Source organism: Bradyrhizobium sp. (genome assembly GCF_035570375.1).
Lineage (GTDB): Bacteria > Pseudomonadota > Alphaproteobacteria > Rhizobiales > Xanthobacteraceae > Bradyrhizobium.
Window position 1 is genome coordinate 1 of sequence record NZ_DATMLW010000068.1, and the last position, 19,218, is coordinate 19,218.

The 19,218-nt window shown below is 61.7% G+C and carries 17 protein-coding genes; 9 read left to right on the forward strand and 8 right to left on the reverse strand.

Features of this window, described 5'->3' with window-relative positions:
- Both VNX23_RS07345 and VNX23_RS07350 read left to right on the forward strand, forming a co-directional pair.
- Positions 1–2,712, forward strand: a 2,712-nt coding sequence (locus VNX23_RS07345; protein ID WP_325628593.1) for a DUF4159 domain-containing protein, incomplete at its 5' end; no start/stop codon positions are given.
- A 76-nt stretch (positions 2,713–2,788) separates the two neighbouring features.
- Complete coding sequence (locus VNX23_RS07350; protein WP_325628594.1) at positions 2,789–4,852, forward strand: hypothetical protein; 2,064 nt, start codon at positions 2,789–2,791, stop codon at positions 4,850–4,852.
- Between the two features lie 88 nt (positions 4,853–4,940).
- Here VNX23_RS07350 and VNX23_RS07355 read toward each other — a convergent pair whose 3' ends face one another.
- The 3 genes from VNX23_RS07355 to VNX23_RS07365 all read right to left on the reverse strand — a co-directional run bounded on the left by VNX23_RS07355 (position 4,941) and on the right by VNX23_RS07365 (position 7,126).
- Positions 4,941–5,453 carry an N-acetyltransferase gene (locus tag VNX23_RS07355; RefSeq protein ID WP_325628595.1) on the reverse strand — a complete coding sequence of 171 codons (513 nt, stop codon included), beginning with the start codon at positions 5,451–5,453 and terminating at the stop codon, positions 4,941–4,943.
- Between the two features lie 69 nt (positions 5,454–5,522).
- Entirely contained in the window at positions 5,523–6,503 is a 981-nt protein-coding gene (locus VNX23_RS07360) for a glycosyltransferase family 2 protein (protein ID WP_325628618.1), read from the reverse strand.
- Between the two features lie 137 nt (positions 6,504–6,640).
- Positions 6,641–7,126: an NUDIX domain-containing protein gene (locus tag VNX23_RS07365; RefSeq protein WP_325628597.1), complete on the reverse strand. Its 486-nt coding sequence runs from the start codon at positions 7,124–7,126 to the stop codon at positions 6,641–6,643.
- A 149-nt stretch (positions 7,127–7,275) separates the two neighbouring features.
- Here VNX23_RS07365 and VNX23_RS07370 point away from each other — a divergent pair, with 149 nt between their 5' ends.
- Complete coding sequence (locus VNX23_RS07370) at positions 7,276–8,166, forward strand: metallophosphoesterase (protein WP_325628599.1); 891 nt, start codon at positions 7,276–7,278, stop codon at positions 8,164–8,166.
- A gap of 19 nt (positions 8,167–8,185) precedes the next feature.
- Here VNX23_RS07370 and VNX23_RS07375 read toward each other — a convergent pair whose 3' ends face one another.
- The 4 genes from VNX23_RS07375 to aceA all read right to left on the reverse strand — a co-directional run bounded on the left by VNX23_RS07375 (position 8,186) and on the right by aceA (position 11,468).
- On the reverse strand, positions 8,186–8,914 hold the full coding sequence (locus tag VNX23_RS07375; protein WP_325628600.1) for a hypothetical protein: 729 nt from the start codon (positions 8,912–8,914) through the stop codon (positions 8,186–8,188).
- A gap of 19 nt (positions 8,915–8,933) precedes the next feature.
- Positions 8,934–9,494 (reverse strand): hypothetical protein, encoded by a 561-nt coding sequence (locus VNX23_RS07380; protein ID WP_325628601.1) that lies wholly within the window; start codon positions 9,492–9,494, stop codon positions 8,934–8,936.
- A 444-nt stretch (positions 9,495–9,938) separates the two neighbouring features.
- Positions 9,939–10,148, reverse strand: a complete 210-nt coding sequence (locus VNX23_RS07385) for a DUF4170 domain-containing protein (RefSeq protein ID WP_325628603.1) — start codon at positions 10,146–10,148, stop codon at positions 9,939–9,941.
- Between the two features lie 12 nt (positions 10,149–10,160).
- Complete coding sequence (gene aceA, locus VNX23_RS07390) at positions 10,161–11,468, reverse strand: isocitrate lyase (protein ID WP_325628605.1); 1,308 nt, start codon at positions 11,466–11,468, stop codon at positions 10,161–10,163.
- 179 nt (positions 11,469–11,647) lie between these two features.
- Between aceA and VNX23_RS07395 the strand changes: the two genes are divergently transcribed.
- The 3 genes from VNX23_RS07395 (at position 11,648) to VNX23_RS07405 (ending at position 15,030) form a co-directional block, all read left to right on the forward strand.
- Positions 11,648–13,093, forward strand: coding sequence for a helix-turn-helix domain-containing protein (locus VNX23_RS07395; RefSeq protein ID WP_325628607.1), 1,446 nt, complete (start codon positions 11,648–11,650; stop codon positions 13,091–13,093).
- A 154-nt stretch (positions 13,094–13,247) separates the two neighbouring features.
- Positions 13,248–14,474: a peptide antibiotic transporter SbmA gene (gene sbmA / locus VNX23_RS07400; protein ID WP_325628608.1), complete on the forward strand. Its 1,227-nt coding sequence runs from the start codon at positions 13,248–13,250 to the stop codon at positions 14,472–14,474.
- Between the two features lie 130 nt (positions 14,475–14,604).
- The gene (locus tag VNX23_RS07405) at positions 14,605–15,030 is read left to right on the forward strand and encodes a hypothetical protein (RefSeq protein ID WP_325628610.1); all 426 of its coding nucleotides are present in this window, start codon (positions 14,605–14,607) and stop codon (positions 15,028–15,030) included.
- A gap of 74 nt (positions 15,031–15,104) precedes the next feature.
- Here VNX23_RS07405 and VNX23_RS07410 read toward each other — a convergent pair whose 3' ends face one another.
- Entirely contained in the window at positions 15,105–15,986 is an 882-nt protein-coding gene (locus VNX23_RS07410) for a LysR family transcriptional regulator (protein ID WP_325628611.1), read from the reverse strand.
- 60 nt (positions 15,987–16,046) lie between these two features.
- Between VNX23_RS07410 and VNX23_RS07415 the strand changes: the two genes are divergently transcribed.
- The 3 genes from VNX23_RS07415 to VNX23_RS07425 form a co-directional block, all read left to right on the forward strand.
- Positions 16,047–17,228 carry a YbfB/YjiJ family MFS transporter gene (locus tag VNX23_RS07415; protein ID WP_325628613.1) on the forward strand — a complete coding sequence of 394 codons (1,182 nt, stop codon included), beginning with the start codon at positions 16,047–16,049 and terminating at the stop codon, positions 17,226–17,228.
- 1,128 nt (positions 17,229–18,356) lie between these two features.
- Positions 18,357–18,860 carry a hypothetical protein gene (locus VNX23_RS07420; protein WP_325628615.1) on the forward strand — a complete coding sequence of 168 codons (504 nt, stop codon included), beginning with the start codon at positions 18,357–18,359 and terminating at the stop codon, positions 18,858–18,860.
- Positions 18,861–18,888: 28 nt separating this feature from the next.
- On the forward strand, positions 18,889–19,218 hold a 330-nt coding region (locus tag VNX23_RS07425; protein WP_325628616.1), incomplete at its 3' end, for a signal transduction histidine kinase.

Sequence of the window (19,218 nt, forward strand, 5' to 3'; positions counted from 1 at the left end):
CGCCCGCGCCGTATCGAGTTTCCACCGACCCGGTTGTTGTTCGACATCGCGCCAAAGGAAGAGACGCCGTCACGGACGCCATGGTGGTTGACCGCCTTGCGCCTGCTGGCCGCCGGCCTCGTTATTCTGGCGGCCGCGGGACCGATCTGGAATCCGCCAACCGGGCTTGCCGGCTCCAGCGCGCCCCTTGCGATCCTGATCGACGACGGCTGGAGCGCGGCCAGTAGCTGGGATGCCCGGGTCAAGGCCGCGGACGAACTGATTGCCAATGCCGACAGCAACCGGCGCGGCATCGCGCTGGTTCCGCTGTCCGAACCCACACGGGACATCACGATCATGACGGGCGGCACGGCGCGCGTGGCGTTGCGCCAGCTTGCGCCAAAACCCTATTCGATCGAGCGGGTGGAAACCCTCCCCGCGATCGAGCGTTTCCTCAAAGCCACCGGCGACTGCGAGATCGCCTGGCTGTCGGATGGTGTCGATACCGGTCGGGGACCGGAGTTCCTCCAGGGCCTCAGCAAAACCATAGGTGATCGGACGTTGACGATTTTTGAAGGCGGCAACCCGACCGCGCTCGCGCTGGCCGCCGCCGAAAACGCCGCGGCCAAGATGACGGTGAAGGTGCTGCGCACCGAGGGCGGCATTGCCGCCGGGATCGTGCGCGCGCTCGACCAGAAGGCGTCGCCGATCGCCGAAGCGCGCTACACTTTCGGACCACAGGACCGCGAGACCGAAGCGGCGTTCGACCTTCCGGTCGAGTTGCGCAACGATATCGCGCGGCTTGAAATATCCGGCGAACGCTCGGCCGGCGCCGTGCAACTGCTCGACAAAAGGTGGCGGCGCCGCGCGATCGGCGTGGTCAGCGGATCGACCAACGATACCGCGCAGCCTTTGCTGGCTTCGACATTCTATCTCACCCGGGCCCTGGCGCCGTTCGCCGACGTGCGGCTCGGCGATCGCGGCGCGCCTCAGCAGGCGATCACGCAATTCCTCGACCAGAAGCTGCCGATGATAGTGCTGGCCGATGTCGGCACGCTGTCGCCGGAAATCCGCGAACGCATCTCTGCGTGGATCGAGCAAGGCGGCGTGCTGGTGCGCTTTGCCGGACCACGTCTGGCGCAGGCCGATGACGACCTCGTGCCGGTCAAACTGCGCCGCGGCGGACGCAGCCTCGGCGGCAGCCTCACCTGGGAAAAGCCGCAGCATCTCGCCTCCTTCGCGGGCGACGGACCGTTCGCCGGTCTTGCGGTGCCCAAGGACGTCACCGTCAGCCGGCAGGTGCTCGCCGAGCCCGATGCGGTGCTGGCGACGAAAAGCTGGGCTTCGCTCGAGGACGGCACCCCATTGGTCACCGGCGAGCGGCGCGGCAAGGGCGTGGTCAGCCTGTTTCATGTCAGCGGCGATATGCGCTGGTCCGATTTGCCGATGTCCGGCACCTTCGTCGAAATGCTGAGACGGATCGTCGATATGTCGGGCTATACGTCCAATCCGGGTGCCGGTGTCGCGGGCGAGACCAAAGCCGAAACGGTGGCGCCGCTGCGCACGCTGGATGGTTTTGGCGCGTTCGGGCCGCCGCCGTCGACCGCAAAGCCGCTATCCGCTGATTTTCGGGATCGGGCGACATCGGATCATCCGCCCGGATTCTATGGCCCCGCCGACGGTCCTCTCGCGGTGAATACGCTCGCCGCGGCGGACCGCATCGTAGCCCTCGACACGTCCGGCCTGCGCGCGCGGCGCGCCAGCTACACCAATTCCGAACCGCGGCACCTGCGGGGGATCCTGCTGTCGTCGTCGCTGGCGCTGTTCCTGATCGACGCTGTTATCGTCGCGATGCTTGGCGCTGGTATCGCCGCGCTACTGAAGCGGCGCGCGGCGCCGGCCGCACTGGCGCTCGCTTTCATCCTGTTGCCGCTGCTGGCTGCGCCGTCTCCGGTCCGTGCCGAGAGCGCCGATGATTTCGCCATCAAAGCCACTTCGCAAACAAGGCTCGCTTATGTCGTCACCGGCAACGCCGATGTCGATTCCATCGTCAAGGCAGGATTGTCCGGGCTCACCCTATTTCTCGCACAGCGCACCGCACTGGAGGCCGGCGATCCCGTCGGCATCGATCCGGCGCATGACGAACTGGCGTTCTTCCCGCTGATTTACTGGCCCATCGTGCCCGGCGCGCCGAAGCCGCCGCAAGACGCCATCAACCGTATCGACGCCTACATGAAGCAGGGCGGCACCGTGCTGTTCGATACGCGCGATGCCGTCGAGGCGCCGCCGGGAGAAAATGGCGCCTCGCAGACGCCGGGCATGCTGACGTTGCGCAACATCCTTTCCTCGCTTGACGTTCCCGAGCTCGAGCCGGTGCCGCGCGAACACGTCCTGACCAAGACGTTCTATCTGTTGCGCGACTTTCCCGGCCGCTTCGACTCGGGCCAGACCTGGGTCGAGACCTTGCCACGCGAAGATGATGACGAAGCGGCGTCGCATCCGGCCCGCGGCGGCGACGGCGTCTCGCCGATCATCATCACCTCCAACGATCTCGCTGGTGCCTGGGCGATACGCCCGGACGGCCAGCCGATGCTGCCGATGACGCCGGGCGAACCGCGGCAACGCGAATTCGCCTTCCGCGCCGGCGTCAACATTGTGATGTACACGCTGACCGGCAACTACAAGGCCGACCAGGTGCACGCGCCGGCGCTGATCGAACGGCTCGGACAATAGGCATGCCCAGCTCCGGCACGATCATTTTCTGTAATGTCCTTGTCGCAACCCGTGACGACGCCGCGGGGTGCGCGCCATGAATTACGGCATCACATTTGCTCCGCTGGTTCCCACCATCGTGCTCTGGACCGCACTGGTCGCGGCCGGCGTAATTACAGCGTTGCTGCTGCTCGGCCGCCCGCGTGGGGTTTCCTTGCGCATCTTGGCGCTGGTGCTGATCCTGCTCGCGCTCGCCAATCCGTCATTCACCCGAGAGGATCGCGAACCTTTGTCCTCGGTCGCCGCGGTCGTTATCGACAAGAGCCCGAGCCAGAATTTCGGCAACCGCAACAACGAGACCGCAAGGGCACAGGAGGCGCTGCTCGACAGCCTCAAGAAAATCAGCGGCCTCGAAGTGCGCGTGGTCGAGGCGGGTCAGGCGGACGGGGAAACCGACGGCACCAAACTGTTCGGCGCGCTGTCATCGGCGCTTTCCGACGTGCCGGTCGATCGCGTGGCCGGCGCGTTCCTGATCACCGACGGGCGGGTGCATGACATTCCGGCGAATGCATCCGCTCTCGGATTCCAGGCCCCGGTGCACGCGCTGATCACCGGCCGCAAGGACGAACGCGACCGCCGCATAGCGATTTCAGCCGCGCCGCGATTCGGCATCGTCGGACAGGTCCAGACCATCACCTATCGGCTGGACGACCAGGGCGTCAGCGGCCAGCGCGCCAGGGTCGTGGTGCGCTACGACGGCGAGGTGATCAACGAGCGCACCGTGCTCAGCGGCCAGACCGTCAATGTCGACGTCGACATCAAACACGCCGGGCAAAACATCGTGGAGATCGAGGCGTCCCCGCTCGACAACGAACTGACCCTGGTCAACAACCGCGCCGTGGTCGCAATCGACGGCGTGCGCGACAAATTGCGCGTGCTTCTGGTTTCGGGCGAGCCGCATTCCGGCGAGCGCACGTGGCGTAACCTCCTGAAATCCGACGCCAGCGTCGATCTCGTGCACTTCACCATCCTGCGTCCGCCGGAAAAGCAGGACGGCACGCCGATCAACGAGTTGTCGCTGATCGCCTTTCCGACTCGCGAATTGTTTCAGCAGAAGATCAACGAATTCCAGTTGATCATCTTTGACCGCTACGCGCGCCAGGGCGTGCTGCCGATCGCCTATTTCGACAACATCGCGCGATATGTGCGCACCGGCGGCGCGGTTCTGGTCTCTGCCGGCCCCGATTACGCGTCGACCACGAGCATCTGGCGAACGCCATTGGATTCGGTGCTGCCGGCTGAACCGGTCGGCGTCACCGAGAAGCCGTACTTCGCCCAACTGAGCGACATCGGCAAACGCCATCCCGTCACGCGCGGTCTTGAGGGCGCCAATACCGAGCCGCCGCATTGGAGCCGGTTCTTCCGCACCGTGGATACGCGCAACACGACCACCCCTCCGGTCATGACGGGCGCCGACGGCAAACCGCTGCTGCTGCTTTCGCGCTTTGGCGAGGGGCGCGTAGCGCTTTTGTTGTCCGACCACATCTGGCTGTGGGCGCGGGGTTACGAAGGCGGCGGGCCGCACCTGGACTTGCTGCGCCGGACGTCGCATTGGCTGATGAAGCAGCCCGACCTCGACGAAGAGGCTTTGCATCTTCAAGTGCGCGGCCATGACCTCCTGGTCCAGCGCCAGACCATGGCGGACAGTGTCGCCCCGGTGACGGTGACCTCGCCTTCCGGAGCGGCGCGTGAACTGACGTTGAGCGCCGGCGAACCCGGAACCTGGACCGCGACAATGCCAGCCAATGAGCTCGGCCTGTGGCAGGCGACCGACGGCACATTGAAGGCCCTGATCAATGTCGGCCCGACCAATCCGAAGGAATTTTCGGAAGTCACCTCGACCACCGAGACCTTGAAGCCGCTGACACGAGCTACCGGCGGCGATGCGAGGCGCGTGGTGGATGGTTCGAGCATCGATCTGCCGCGCATCGTACCGGTGCGGGCCGCAAGCATGTTCCATGGCGACGGGTGGATGGGCGTAAGGATGCGCGACGCCAGCGTCGTCAGGGGAGTTGGCGTATTGCCGATATTTGCAGGATTGATCGGCTTGTTGCTTCTGCTCGGCGCATTCGCCTTTACCTGGCTGCGTGAGGGACGTTGATTTCTTGATCAGGCGTCGTGCGCAAGCTCGACACTGTGCCAATTTTCACCCGATAGCCGCAAACGCCTCGAAGCTTTAGCGGCACTTGCTATTGCGCCCTGCTCCAATCCGGTCGGATCGCTCCCGAAACACCGTCGAATGCACCATCGATGAGCTCTGCGACCAGCAGGCGATTATAGTCGACGGGTCCCGGCATGACCGCCCGCCCCTTCGGCACGGCCTTGAAGCCGACGCGGCCGTAGTAGGCCTCGTCGCCGACCAGCAGCACCAGGCGATGGCCTCTTGCTTTCGCGTCCTTGAGCGCGCGCTCGAGCAGCGCGTGGCCGACGCCGTGGCCGCGAAATGGCGGTTCGACCGTCAGCGGTCCCAGCAGCAAGGCCTTGGTTTCTCCGACAAGGATCGGCAATTGACGCACGGAACCGACCAGCAATGTCCCGATCCAGGCCGTGAACGACAATTCGGGAAGGTGGTCGACATGCTCGCGCAGGCGGTAAGCGCTCAGCACGAAGCGGCCCGGGCCGAACGTGCGGTCGTGAAGGCGTTCGATCGACCGGGCGTCGTTGGCGGTCTCAGCCAATATGGTGAGAGAAAGGTCGCTCATGCAGTTCGCGGGAGTAGCATCTAGCGTCGTGCCGGTCCATCGCTGCTGTGAGAGCGAGTTGCGGCCGCGTCAGTTCTTGCCGACGGGAGGCTGGACCAGATAAGCCAGCAGCTTCATCTCGCGGCGGCCGCGGGTCACCGTATCGAGCACCAGCCCAGACGAGACCGAGAGCATCGCCAGAATCATCAGCCCCATCGACAACACCGCGGTCGGCAGCCGCGGAACGACGCCTTGCTCGAGAAAGGTGACGATGATCGGGATCGCGAGGCCGATTGAAACGACCGCCAGGAAAACGCCGATCGCCGTGAAAAAACGCAACGGCTTTTCCGACCGGTAAAGCCTCAGGATGGTGCCGAGGATCCGGAATCCGTCGCGCCAGGTGTTGAGCTTGCTGACCGATCCTTCGGGGCGGGCGTAATAAGGCGTCTCGATCTCGCCGACTGGCAGCGCCAGCTCGAGCGCGTGCACGGTCAACTCGGTTTCGATCTCGAAACCGTCCGACAACACCGGAAAGGATTTGACGAAACGCCGCGAGAACACCCGGTACCCGGAAAGGATATCCTTGAATACCTGACCGAAAACCGTGGCCAGAAATCCGGTCAGCATCCGATTGCCGGTACGGTGCCATGGTCGCCAGGCGGCCACGGACTGATCGACGCGCAGGCCCACCACCATGTCGAGGCGCTCCGACGTCAAGGTTTCGATCATGCGCGGGGCGCTCGCGGCATCATAGGTGGCGTCGCCGTCGACGAGCACGTAGATGTCCGCGTTGACATCGGCGAACATGCGGCGGACCACGTGACCCTTGCCCTGGCGCTGTTCGCTACGCACCGCCGCGCCGGCCGCGCGCGCGACCGCAACGGTGCGGTCTGCGGAGTTGTTGTCGTAGACAAAAATATCGGCCGAGGGCAGCGCCTTGCGAAAGTCGGCGATGACGCTTGCGATCGCAGCCTCCTCGTTGAAGCAGGGCACCAGAACGGCGATCCGCGGCTGAGCTGCCTCTGCTTGCGGGAATTCGTGGCTTGCCAGTTGCGCAAGCGCCTCCGCCATCCCGGCGAGATCACCGCTAGCTCTTGGCGGCTGTTTTGGGTCCGGCACGGCGCCCATGGGAGATTCCTTAACGATTGTTAGGGGTTTCACCTGCGAATCATAAGGACTGATCGCTAACGATCCCTAACGCCGGGTCACTAACGCCAGCTCGTCATTGGCGCGCGGCCTTCCATCACTTCTGAAATCCGCAGCCGCGTCCCAGTGGTCGTATCCGCGGGCAAGGCCTGCAACTCGAAAAAACCGCAGGCGGCGATTTCGCGATTGGGCTCGGGCAGACGATCCTGGCTGAAATGCCGGACCAGATAGACCGCGATGTGATCACGCCGGGAAACGTGGCTGTTCAGGAACAGGCCATGCAGCTCCGGCTCGCCCGTCAATTCAATTCGCCCCTCTTCCGCCAATTCCCGCCGCAAGGCGTCGCGAAAGGTTTCGCCGGGCTCAACGCCGCCGCCCGGCAGGTGCCAGCCGCTGACATAGGTGTGCCTGACCAGGAACACGCGATTTTCGCTGTCGAGAATGACGGCGCGAACCCCAAGCGTCATGCCGCGGGCGAGCAGCCAATAGAGATGAAAAAAACGCCGCAGGGCCGGCTCCAGGCGCTGTCGCAAGCTCTGCAGATTCATCGTCAGGCAATCCCCGGAATGTCGGCTATCGCGGTTGATCCTTGCATCCGCGCGGCTGGCTTGCCAATACATTGCCCGGCACTTCCAGATATCGTGAGGCGAGAAGTTCGGACTTTCCGTCGCGCAGACAGCGGCAACAGAAGCATGTGATGGCGACGTTCACCCTCGCCCATCTGTCCGATCCACATCTGGCGCCGCTGCCAAAGCCGCGGCTCTCCGAGCTCGTCGGCAAGCGCGCATTCGGCTATCTCAACTGGACGCACAACCGGCACAAGATCCACCGGCGCGACGTGCTCGACGCGCTGGTCTCGGACATGCTGGCGCAGGCACCGGATCACATCGCAATCACCGGCGATCTCGTCAACCTGGCGCTGGAAGCGGAATTTGCCCCGTCGCGCGCCTGGCTCGAAAGCATCGGCACGCCTGAGCGTGTCACGGTCATCCCCGGCAATCACGACGCCTATGTTCGCGCGACACAAAACCGCTTTGCCGAGAGCTGGGGAAGCTACATCGCTGGCGACGAAACCTCCGATCACGGCGCGGCATTTCCAGCGGTGCGCCGCCGCGGTCCACTTGCGCTGATCGGCGTATCCTCGGCAGTGCCGACACCGCCGCTGATGGCGACGGGATGGCTCGGGCCCAGCCAATTGCAGGCGCTTGCGAAGACGCTTGCAGGACTTGCTGCGGAAGAGGCGTTCCGCGTGCTCTTGATCCATCATCCGCTGCACTCGGACGCGCACAACAAGCGGCTGACCGATTCATCGGAAGCGCTGGCGCTGTTGAAACAGCATGGCGTGGAGCTGGTGCTGCACGGACACGACCACATTCATTCCGCGACCCGGGTCGAGGGCCCAAAGCGCCAGATCCCCGTGATCGGAGTGCCTTCGGCGTCGGCACTTGCACACGGTCGCCATCCGCCCGCCGCCTACAATATTTTTTCGATTCGGCGCGATGGCGCCGCGTGGCGATGTGAGCAGATCGTGCGCGGTATCAACGAAGCGCGTCGGGTCCGGGAGATTCGGCGAATCACGCTGTCATAGCTTACCGAGGAAAGCGGCATCAATCTCCGCCGCCGCCGCACCCTCCGCCATCGCCGCCGCCGCCATCTCCGCCGTGGCCTCCGCCGGCATCGCCATGGCCGCCATGACCGCCACCATCGCCGAATCCATCAGTGCTGCCATCGATCGAACCACTGGCAAAATCACCCCCGCAATAGGCTACGCCAGTCCCGCTTTTGCGCAGTTCCTCGCACCGGGGATGATAGACGAATCCGTCCGGAATATTCAGCTTGGCATCCAGCGCAAACAGCAGCGGCAGCCGCGTCGGATTGACCGGGTCGATGCTCTCATACTTGCAGCAGTACCACCATACGCGACGCAAACCTTCGTTGCTCTTGCGATGTTCGCTGAGCACAACCGCCGGCGTGTGGTGCAGGAATTCGCCGAACGCGCGACGGCAAAATGCATCATATTCGCGGGTGTAGAGAATGAATTCGTGCCACAGATCGTCGGCAACCTGCGACGGCATCGAGACGAATCGCTTTCCACTCGCCAGATAGGCGATGAAAAACTGACGCAAGCCGCGCGAAACCAGCGCGCTGTCCTTCCTGGCGAGGCCGGGACGATGTTTCTCGAGCCTCGCGAGCAGTCCGGCCGGCCATCGATAGGTGCGGATGAACTCGGCGCGGCGGAGATGGGCCCATTTGCGATATAGAGAGGCTGCGACAACAATCGAAATGAATGTCAGTACGATCGGCACGCTTGAAGCCGCTGGCACACCGAAAGTCACAACCGATCCCTTCGAAAACCTAAAGGCTGCGCAAGCTTGCAAACAGCGCGAGGCCAAACAGCGCGACCGCGCCGAGGATGAAGCCGAGCGCGAAGGTCCAAAAGGCGCTGCGCCGGCGCGGCTTTTTTTCCACGCCAGGCGGAACAGCCGGCGTTGCCACCAGCGCATGCTCGCGCTCGACCATGCGTCGGGCGACATAGTCGGTGACCGCCTTGACGATGAGGGGGACGTCGTGGGACTCCGCGAGCACGATGCGGCCGAAGCGGGTATCCTGCACGAAACGGTAGATGCGCTTGTCACGTCCCATCAGCACGTGTGCCACGACGTCGACCCACAGCCGCGGCGTCTCGCCCTGGCTGATGCCGCGATCGAACAGATCGACGCTGTCGGGAATTTGCGCAAACAACGGATCGAGCGCTTCGTTGAGAATTTCAAGGCGCGCCACTTCCGCATCGCGCAGGTCGACGACGACGCCGGTGCGGTCGGCCGCTTCGATCCGTGCCTGCCGCAGCGCATCCCGCAACCGCACCGGACGCGCATCACCGATGGCTTCGCTCGCGGTATTTTGTGCGTCTGACATGGGTTGACGACCTCTGTCCCAGAACTGCGATGCCGAAGTTCGCAAGCTGCCGCGGCGGCCTCTGATGCGAACTTCGGAATCAAAGGAGTTCCAGAGCCTTTTCGGTTCTGATTGAATCAGAACCGAGGCTCTAATCTTTCGTTTTGACGCGTTTTCCTCACGCGAACCGGTATCCACTTCGCTCGAAAACGCTATAGCAAACACATATTTTCAGTGCGGCTTTTCAATTTGAAGTTCCTATACCGAGATTGCAGCAGTTTCGATAGGAACTTCAAATTCGCCGCATTGATAGACTCAAAACGCCGTTAACCTATCAGTAACCGGTCAATCCGCAAAGCGCGTTTGTTCCCAAAGGCTTACGGCACATGCGCGCCTGAGCACAAGCGGCTCCCGCCAGCTCTCGCCGGGAGGAGCCGCTTTAGTCCCATGCGCCGCCCTTGGGGGTTAGGCCATCACGCGGGAGGGTTCTTCGACGATCGAAAATCGAACGCCGGCCTTGTGGCGGTTCTCTTCCGAGACTTCGCGCCAGCAATCTTCGGCCTCTTTACGGGTCTTGAACGGACCTTTGACCTGGGCGGAGCCCTCCACCAGCTTGTGGAAGTTCATCGAACCGAACTCGCCGCCGATCACCCAGAAATTGCTGCCTTGAGTCATCATCATCTCCTTTTATTCAGCCGCCTGAACGTGGACGTCGGCGCCCTGCTTCTTGAACTGCGCGGTTTCGGTCGAGTCGTGCAGTGCCGTCGTCGACGAGGTGCCGCCGGTGATGGTGGTGGACACCAGATCGAAGTAGCCGGTGCCGACTTCGCGCTGATGGCGCGTCGCCGAATATCCAGACTTCTCCGAGGCAAACTCGGCCTGCTGCAGCCGCGAGTATGCCGCCATGCCTTCGGCCTTGTAGCCGCGCGCCAGCTCGAACATGCCGTGGTTGAGCGAATGGAAGCCGGCGAGTGTCACGAACTGGAACTTGTAGCCCATCGCGCCGATTTCGCGCTGGAACCTGGCAATCGTCGCCTTGTCGATATTGGCTTCCCAGTTGAATGACGGCGAGCAATTATAGGCCAGCATCTTGCCGGGATAGATCTTGTGCACCGCTTCGGCGAACTGCTTCGCCTCTTCGAGGTTCGGCCTCGAGGTTTCCCACCACAGAAGATCGGCATATTTCGCAAACGCGATGCCGCGCTTGATGCAGTGAGCAAGACCGGTGCCCGGCTTGAGGCGATAAAAACCTTCCGCAGTGCGCTCGCCGGTGATGAATTCGCGGTCGCGTTCGTCGACATCGGCGGTGATCAGCTTGGCGCTCTCGGCATCGGTTCGCGCCAGTACGAAGGTCGGCGTGCCGCAAACGTCGGCGGCGAGCCTTGCCGCGATCAGGTTACGCTCATGCGCGGCGGTGGGAATCAGCACCTTGCCGCCCATGTGGCCGCACTTCTTCTCGGAGGCGAGTTGATCCTCGAAGTGAACGCCAGCAGCACCCGCCTCGATATAAGCCTTCATGATCTCGAACGAGTTGAGCGGGCCGCCGAAGCCTGCTTCGGCGTCGGCGACGATCGGCACGAACCAGTCGATCTTGGCGCCGCCTTCGGAGTGCTCGATCTGGTCGGCGCGCTGGAAGGTGCGGTTGATACGCCGGCACAGTTCCGGCCCGGCATTTGCCGGATAGAGGCTCTGGTCCGGGTACATCGCGCCTGCGGTGTTGGCGTCGGCCGCAACCTGCCAGCCGGAAAGATAGATTGCTGGAAGTCCCGCGCGGGCCTGCTGCATCGCCTGGTTGCCGGTCACCGCGCCCAGCGAATTGACGTAATCCTCCTTCTGGAGCGATTCCCAGAGCCGGTTGGCGCCACGGGTGGCGAGCGTATAGGCAATCGGCACCGAGCCCCGCAGCCTCTCGACCTCGGCCGGGGTATAGGGACGACTGATACCGTCGAAACGCCCCTCGGGCGCGGGAATAAGCTGTTCAAAGGTCTTCGCCATTTCAGGTTCTCCAATCGACATTCGTGACAGTGCATTGCGAAATGCGTGGATAGAGCTAAACGCGAATCTACTTAGCTCGTACAGGAACTTGATTTCGAATGGTGATGTCTTGTAACATCTGAACTTGTCATATATGTTATTTTGTAACTTTTGTCACAAACGTAGTCGGGAACGCAGCCGTGCCAGCGGATTCCGGTAAGAAACTGTTCGTCGGCCCGCGTTTTCGGCGCGTCCGCCAGCAACTGGGGCTGTCGCAGACCCAGATGGCGGAGGGCCTCGGCCTTTCCCCGAGTTACATCAACCTGATCGAGCGCAACCAGCGCCCCGTCACGGCTCAAATCCTGCTCCGCCTGGCGGAAACCTACGATCTCGACCTGCGCGATCTCGCCACCGCCGACGAGGATCGTTTCTTTGCCGAACTGAACGAGATCTTTTCCGATCCGCTGTTCCGCCAGATCGACGTGCCGAAACAGGAATTGCGCGACCTTGCGGAACTTTGTCCCGGGGTCACGCATTCGTTGCAGCGGCTTTACGCCGCCTATGCCGAAGCGCGCCGCGGCGAGACGATGGTCGCCGCCCAGATGGCCGATCGCGACGAGGGTGCGCGGTTCGAGGCCAACCCGATCGAACGTGTCCGCGATCTGATCGAGGCCAACCGCAATTATTTCCCCGAACTGGAAACGGCGGCAGAAAGGCTGCGTGACGAGTTGAACGTGCCTGCGGAAGCACTGTTCGAGGCACTCGCGGCACGCCTGCGCGAAAAACATTCGATCCTCACCCGCATCATGCCGGTCGATGTCATGCGCGAAACCTTGCGGCGTTTCGATCGCCATCGCCGCCAGCTGCTGATCTCGGAACTGGTCGACGGACCGGGCCGCGCGTTCCAGCTCGCCTTTCAGATCGCTCTTGCCGAATACTCCGCGGCGATCGAGACCACTGTCGGCCGCGCCGGTCCGCTCGACGACACGCCGCGCCGGCTCTACCGGATCACGCTCGCCAATTATTTTGCCGCGGCCGCGATGATGCCGTACCAGCCGTTTCATGCGGCAGCCGAAGCGCTCGGCTACGACGTCAATGTGCTGGCGCAACGCTTCAACACCGGTTTCGAACAGGTCTGTCATCGCCTGACCACCTTGCAGCGGCCCAATACGCGCGGCGTGCCCTTTTTCATGCTGCGCGTCGACAATGCCGGCAATGTCTCGAAGCGATTCTCCTCCGGCACTTTTCCGTTCTCGAAATTCGGCGGCACCTGCCCGCTGTGGAACGTGCATTCCAGCTTCGACACGCCGGATCGCCTGCTCAGCCAGGTGATCGAACTGCCCGACGGCACCCGTTATTTCTCGATCGCGCAGGTCGTGCGCCGGCAGGTCTCGCCGCATCCGCAACCGCAGCCGCGGTTTGCAATCGGGCTTGGCTGCGAAATCCGTCACGCCGCGAAACTCGTCTATGCCAGCGGCATCGACCTTGAGAAAGCGGAAGGAACGCCGATCGGCGTCAATTGCCGGCTGTGCGAACGCGAAAATTGCAGCCAGCGCGCTGAGCCGCCGATCACCCGCAGCCTGATTCTCGACGAGAATACGAGGCGGGTGTCTTCGTTTGCTTTTTCCAATGCGCGGGAGTTGTGAGCCGGGTTCGATGCGCTGGTCCGCCTGCTTGCCTACCGGCAGCGGGCGTTGATAACCAAACTGTAATGGATCGTGTGTGTTCGGTGGGCTGATCCGCCCCCGCCGTTGTGCTACCTGAGCCTTCGCCGCACCCATTCCAGAGTGGATACAAAACATGTTCGTTTCCTTCTTTCCGCGACCCAAGCTGTTCCTTTGGTCGGCATTGATTTGGACCGCGCTGTCGATGGCGCTTTGGTACGGCTATGCGGGCAGCCTCGTCGTTTCCTCCGCATCAGAGGTCATTGGCGTGTCGCGTTTCTGGTCGGCGCCGCACTTGTGGTTCGATCTATATTTCGCGGTCAGTGTTGCGCTCTTCGCAAGCTTCTGGATGGTGCTCGCACCGCATCCCTGGGCGAACTGGTCGATCCTTGGCTCTGCACTGATCCTGTTTACGTCGTATTTCCAAGTCCAGGTCAGCGTTGCTCTCAACGATTGGCGTGGGCCGTTCTATGACCTCATTCAGAAAGCGCTGACGCCAGCCTCTCGCGGCGCGGTTACCCGTGCGGAGTTTTATGGCTCACTCCTGACGTTTGCGAGTATCGCGACTGTCGCGATCGTAGTGATCGTGTTGACGCGTTTTTTCGTCAGCCACTACATCTTCCGCTGGCGCACTGCAATGAACGACTTCTATGTCGCCAACTGGCCGCGGCTGCGTACCATCGAAGGTGCCTCGCAGCGCGTACAGGAAGACACGATGCGTTTTGCGACCATCACGGAAGGCCTTGGCGTCAGTCTCATCAGCTCGATTTTGACGTTGATTGCATTTTTTCCCGTACTGCTGCGCCTGTCGACCTATGTCACCGAACTACCGATTGTTGGCGTCATCCCATACCCGCTGGTCGTCGCCGCGGTCGTCTGGTCAATGTTCGGCACAGGCCTTCTTGCGTTGATCGGAATTCGCCTGCCCGGAATTGAGTTTCGCAACCAGCGAGTCGAGGCTGCCTACCGCAAAGAGTTGGTGCTCGGCGAAGATAGCGCGAGTCACGCCAACCCGCCGACGTTGGCCACGCTGTTCGCGAATGTCCGCCGAAACTATTTCTGGCTTTATTGGAATTACATGTACTTCAACGTGGGACGCTTCGTTTACCTTCAGACTGACGTCATCTTTCCCTACATCCTTCTCGTGCCAACATTCGTTGTCGGGATGATAACGTTCGGCATCATGCAGCAAATCTTGAATGCATTTTCCCAAGTCCAACATTCATTCCAGTATCTCGTCACGTCGTGGAGCACGATCGTCGACCTGATCTCGGTTCAAAAGCGGTTGCTGGCTTTTGAAGCCGTCCTTCTCGGCGACCCGCTGCCTTCGATCGAAAGCGAGGCCAAGCCGGCCACGCGATGAATCACAACTTGACGCTGGCGTGCGACGACCAACGGGCGAAAACGTACGGCAATAGCGTAATCCCGCCGTTATCCGCCTCTAATCCTAGTGGCGTTGCGTGGCGTGCTCGAAGCGGCTGTAGTATCGCGCCATGAGCACGAAATCCCGGCAGTCGATCTATGGGGGTGCGGTCATCGGCTCGAAGATTCGCGCCAAAAATGCTCGAGAAATGGCGACCAAAGCGCTTCGCGAGGCCGACCGCGCGGAAGCTGAGGCCTGGTCGATCCGCATGGAAGGTTATGGCGGGCCTGCCCAGCCTTCGCCGACGATCGGACAATGTCTCAATGGCGGGCTCGGCTGGCTGGAGGTCGAATGCAATCGCTGCAAGACGCGGGCGAGCCTGCCGCTCGATGCCATCCGCCGCCCCAAAAACACTCCGCTCTGGAAGCTCGAGGCCTCGCTGAAATGCCGCTCATGCCGCAAGGGACGCCATGCGCCGCCGGTGCACATGATCAAGCTGACGGAAACCCAAGAGATCACGCCCTACGCCTGGGTGCATCCGGACGAAGACCGGTGAAGCGGAGCTCCGGTTGACGTCGCATTTTCCAAAATCGACGCTTATGAACCCGAAACGGTCATGATGGGTAAGCTTTATCGTCTTGCCGCTTTTTTGAACGATGCAACCAAGGTACGAAGTGCGAGCACAGGCGGCGAAATCTCGCCATCACGCCAGACCAGAGGTGTGCTCATGTCGGCCAACGTCTTTGGGAGCGGGTGTCTTCGTACCGATGTCTGCGCCATCGTATCCAGCACGGATTCCGGAACCAGGGCTACACCGGTCCCGGAAGCGACGCACGCGATGATGGCGTGATAGGAGCCGAGTTCAAGCATCCGCTTTGTCGAGAAGACGTCGTGGCCGAGCCAGCGCTGGAGCACCCGGCGATAGGCGCACCCATCGGGAAACGCAATCAGTGAAGCGCTCTTGATATCTTGCGGCCGCTTGATCGGCGGATGGTCGGGACTCGAAATCAACGCCAGGCGTTCGCGGAACACCGGCATATGCGCGAGTATTCTGGCGGGCGGTTCGGCGATAAAGGCGGCATCGAGCCGCCGGTCGACTACCGCCTGCACCAGGAAGTCGTTGGTCCCCATCGTCAATTCCAGACGAACATCGGGATATTGACGATGGAAAGCCGCCAGCAGGCCGGGGAGCCGGCTGGCCGCTGTGCTCTCAAGCGCGCCCAGCTTGAGCAAGCCTCGCGGGTTCGCACCCGAGACGGCGGCGCGCGCCTCTTCGGATAGCTGGACGAGCCTGTCTGCATAGCCCCGCAGCAATTCTCCTGTCGGAGACAGGTGCAGACGTTGCCGGTCGCGGTGAAACAATGTCACCCCCATTGAGCTCTCGAGCTGCTTGATCCGCTTGCTGACGTTGGACGGCACCCGGTGCAGTTTGCGCGCGGCCTTGACGATCCCGCCTTCCTCAACGACAGACCTGAAGACCTGCAGATCCGTAAAGTTGATAGGGCCTGCCATTTGGGCATCCATTCTCAATTAGAGAATAAGTGTGACTTGGTTATTCAATATACGAGAACAATGTCGAAGTGTAATCAAGCGGAGGTGAGCGACACAACAAAAAATCCATCTGCGACCGCAGCCGCTTGGATCGGGGCATTGAGTCTGGCCGCCGCCATGGGAATCGGCCGTTTTTCGCTTACGCCAATCATGCCGCTGATGCAGCAAGACTCCAGCCTCACGCTCGCGCAGGGAAGCTGGCTGGCCACCGGCAACTATCTCGGCTACCTGGCGGGCGCCCTGATTTGCGCGGTTCTGCCGCTTCGGCCGTTGAGCGCGATTCGATGGGGTGCGATATCGGTCGGCGTGTTCACGCTGGCGATGGGACTGACGCACGAGTTCGAACTCTGGCTTGGGTTTCGTCTCGGAGCCGGAATCGCATCGGCTTTCGTGCTGGTCGGCGTGTCGGCGTGGGCGATGCCGATACTGGCGCGCAATGGCCGGGAGCAATGGTCTGGACGAATATTTGCCGGCGTTGGAATCGGTATTGCCTTCACAGGCTTTGTCGGCCTTACGGCCGGCGTCGGGGCCTGGGGATCGCCTGCAACCTGGATTGTGCTCGGGATCATCGCCCTCGGTCCCGCTGTCTTGCTTTGGCTTGCGCCTATTCCTGACGACAGGTCCAATGCGCCGGCTGCGCCACCCCCGTTTGGCATGCCTTCGCGCAGCGCGCTGATCGCGGCAGCGTGCTACAGCGCTTTCGGCTACGGCTATATAATTCCGGCAACATTTTTGCCTGCGCTCGCGCGCGACTACATCGACGACCCCGCGGTGTTCGGCTGGGTTTGGCCGGTGTTCGGCACGACCGCGGCGATTTCGACGCTCGTCGCTGTACGGCTTCTAGGTCGGCTTTCCCCGCGGCGATTGTGGCGAGGTGCCCAATATGTGCTGGCGGCTGGGGTATTGGCGCCGGTGCTTGCAATCAACGCCATTACCCTCTTGATCGCAGCCTTGTGCGTAGGTGGTAGCTTCATGGTTATCACGATGGCTGGCATCAAGGAGGCGCTCCGCCTGGGGGGTGCGAGCGCCGCCCAAGCGGTCGGCTTGATGACGGCCGGCTTCGGCATCGGCCAGATAGCGGGTCCGCTGATGGTAGGTTACTTTGCGGAATCGCATGACGCGTTCGCGTGGCCCAGCCTGATTGCAGTGTCGGTGCTCATCTTGAGTAACGTTGCTCTCTACGCCGTCAATGACGCCCTTTAGATCGGCGCACTTGTCTTGGTCCGGGCGGCAATTGGGGTGGGACAAAAGCTTTAGCCCGAGCGCCTCCGCCGCGAGCTTGGTCATATCGGGTCGCGACACTATTGACCCATCTCGGACATTGGGTCGCAGCGTTTACGTATAAGCTGACACGCAGGTTGAAGCGGCTGTTTGCATTCTTCCGTCACGCACTGCTCGATCCGCGTACATATCCTTGAATCTGCATAACCATCTTCCGTGATTTTTGCTGCGGTACCATACTCGATTATTTTCTGTTTTATCGCGCGTTGAAGCTCTTCCTCCCTCCGAAACTTTCGCAGCTCCAGGTCCCTTCGGTCCATATGTGCTGCCGTTGAACCCGTGCCGCCACCCTTTTTCGATACTTCAATGTCGTGCCGATGCACGCCGATGCAGTATGCGGCGTCAGTTGCGCTCTCATTCGCACGAATCAACGTGCCGTATGACGCCACAAGCAATCCAGCGACTATAGCTTTCCTCAAAGTGCAACCCCCCATCATCTTCTGCTTATCGGGGCAGACCGGAAGTGCTTGACGCAAGATCAAAATGCCGCGATTGACCCTGTCTTCGTTTCATAAGTCAGCGGCGACCAGATCATAAGAACCGCTGCTGCCGCGGACGTGCACCCCAGCAGCGGCGGCGCATATCAAATCCACGGCTGGACTCGAACGCCCTTCAGGCAACCCGATTCGTTGGGGTGAGCATCCGGTGGAATTCGCCTCAGAAGCGATCCGACTGCGCCAAGGCGCAAAATGGCCGGTCTGGAATCGGAATACAACCCTGCTCGCGACAAGTAAGTTGCGACTAGCACTGGCTATTCGGCGGACGGCCACCATATCCCCCATATCACCGCGCGTCCCCCGGCTGTTATCGGTGACTGAGAGTGCTGCGCTCCCGCCGCTACAAAAAGGCGGTCCGATATGCGCGGCGGTGACCTCAAGGTCCCGGTGATGTCGCCGTTGTCTTTATCGTGCGAATGGGCATCGAGCAGCGCGATCTTTATTTGTGCCCGGGGCTCGTTATTCGAACCTTTGATCCCCATATCCATGTCTATCCCCATCAACCATCGAGGTTGGTCGGAACGCGCGGAGACTTCCAACGAAAGGGCTCTGCATGTTCAAATCTCGGCAGTATCGCGCGAAAGCAACCGAGTGCGGCGAACTCGTCAAGAGTTCGGGCAGCGCTGAGGAAAGCCGTAAATTTCAAGACTTGGCGGACCGCTTCGTCTCGTTGGCGGATAACGAGCGAGGCCTCGCCGACGCTTATAACGATGCGGTGCACGTTGCCGAGAAAGACCGGTCCCGCGGCGCGGCCCTTGCCGCCGAAGAAGAGCACGTTTTGCGGTGTCTTGGGGCGGCGGTCATCATGCAATGGAATACCTTACCGACGTCGCTGCAACGGGAGATCTTCGATACCGCCGGGTCCGTGGGCAAGGTGTTGGAGACAGCATCGCTCCGCGGACAGATCGCCCGATTTCTGCACAAGCACAAGGATGAAGCCGGTCGCGGCAAACGGCCCGTGACAGAAGACGCGCCTAGCGATGCGAGATCGGGCGCTGCGGCTTTGTCGCGGTGGGACAATGAGGGAGGCGCAGTCCGCGAGGAACTGCAAATCTGAGTAAACGCCGTCAACGGGAGAATTCCCCATGTCATTTACACAATTCGGCATCGATGACGGACCGCACAACATGGATGGGCTGCGGTTTTTTGCCCAGGATGGAACTGAACGCGTCGAGGCGTTTATAGGCCGCAAGGTGATGGACGTTTGGGCCGAGTCTATCGAACACCGTGGAGGACGACGAAGTCTGTTCCGTGATCAATACAATGCGCTTGGAAAGCTAAACCTTGCAGCGCTTCAGCGGATCGTGAGCACGAAATACCAGCGAGGCGCCGCGTTCAACCGCCAGCATCCCTTTGTCGAGGTCCTGTTCTCAGACGTCACGGAGAGCGCTGAGGTTCTTGATCTAACTGAACTG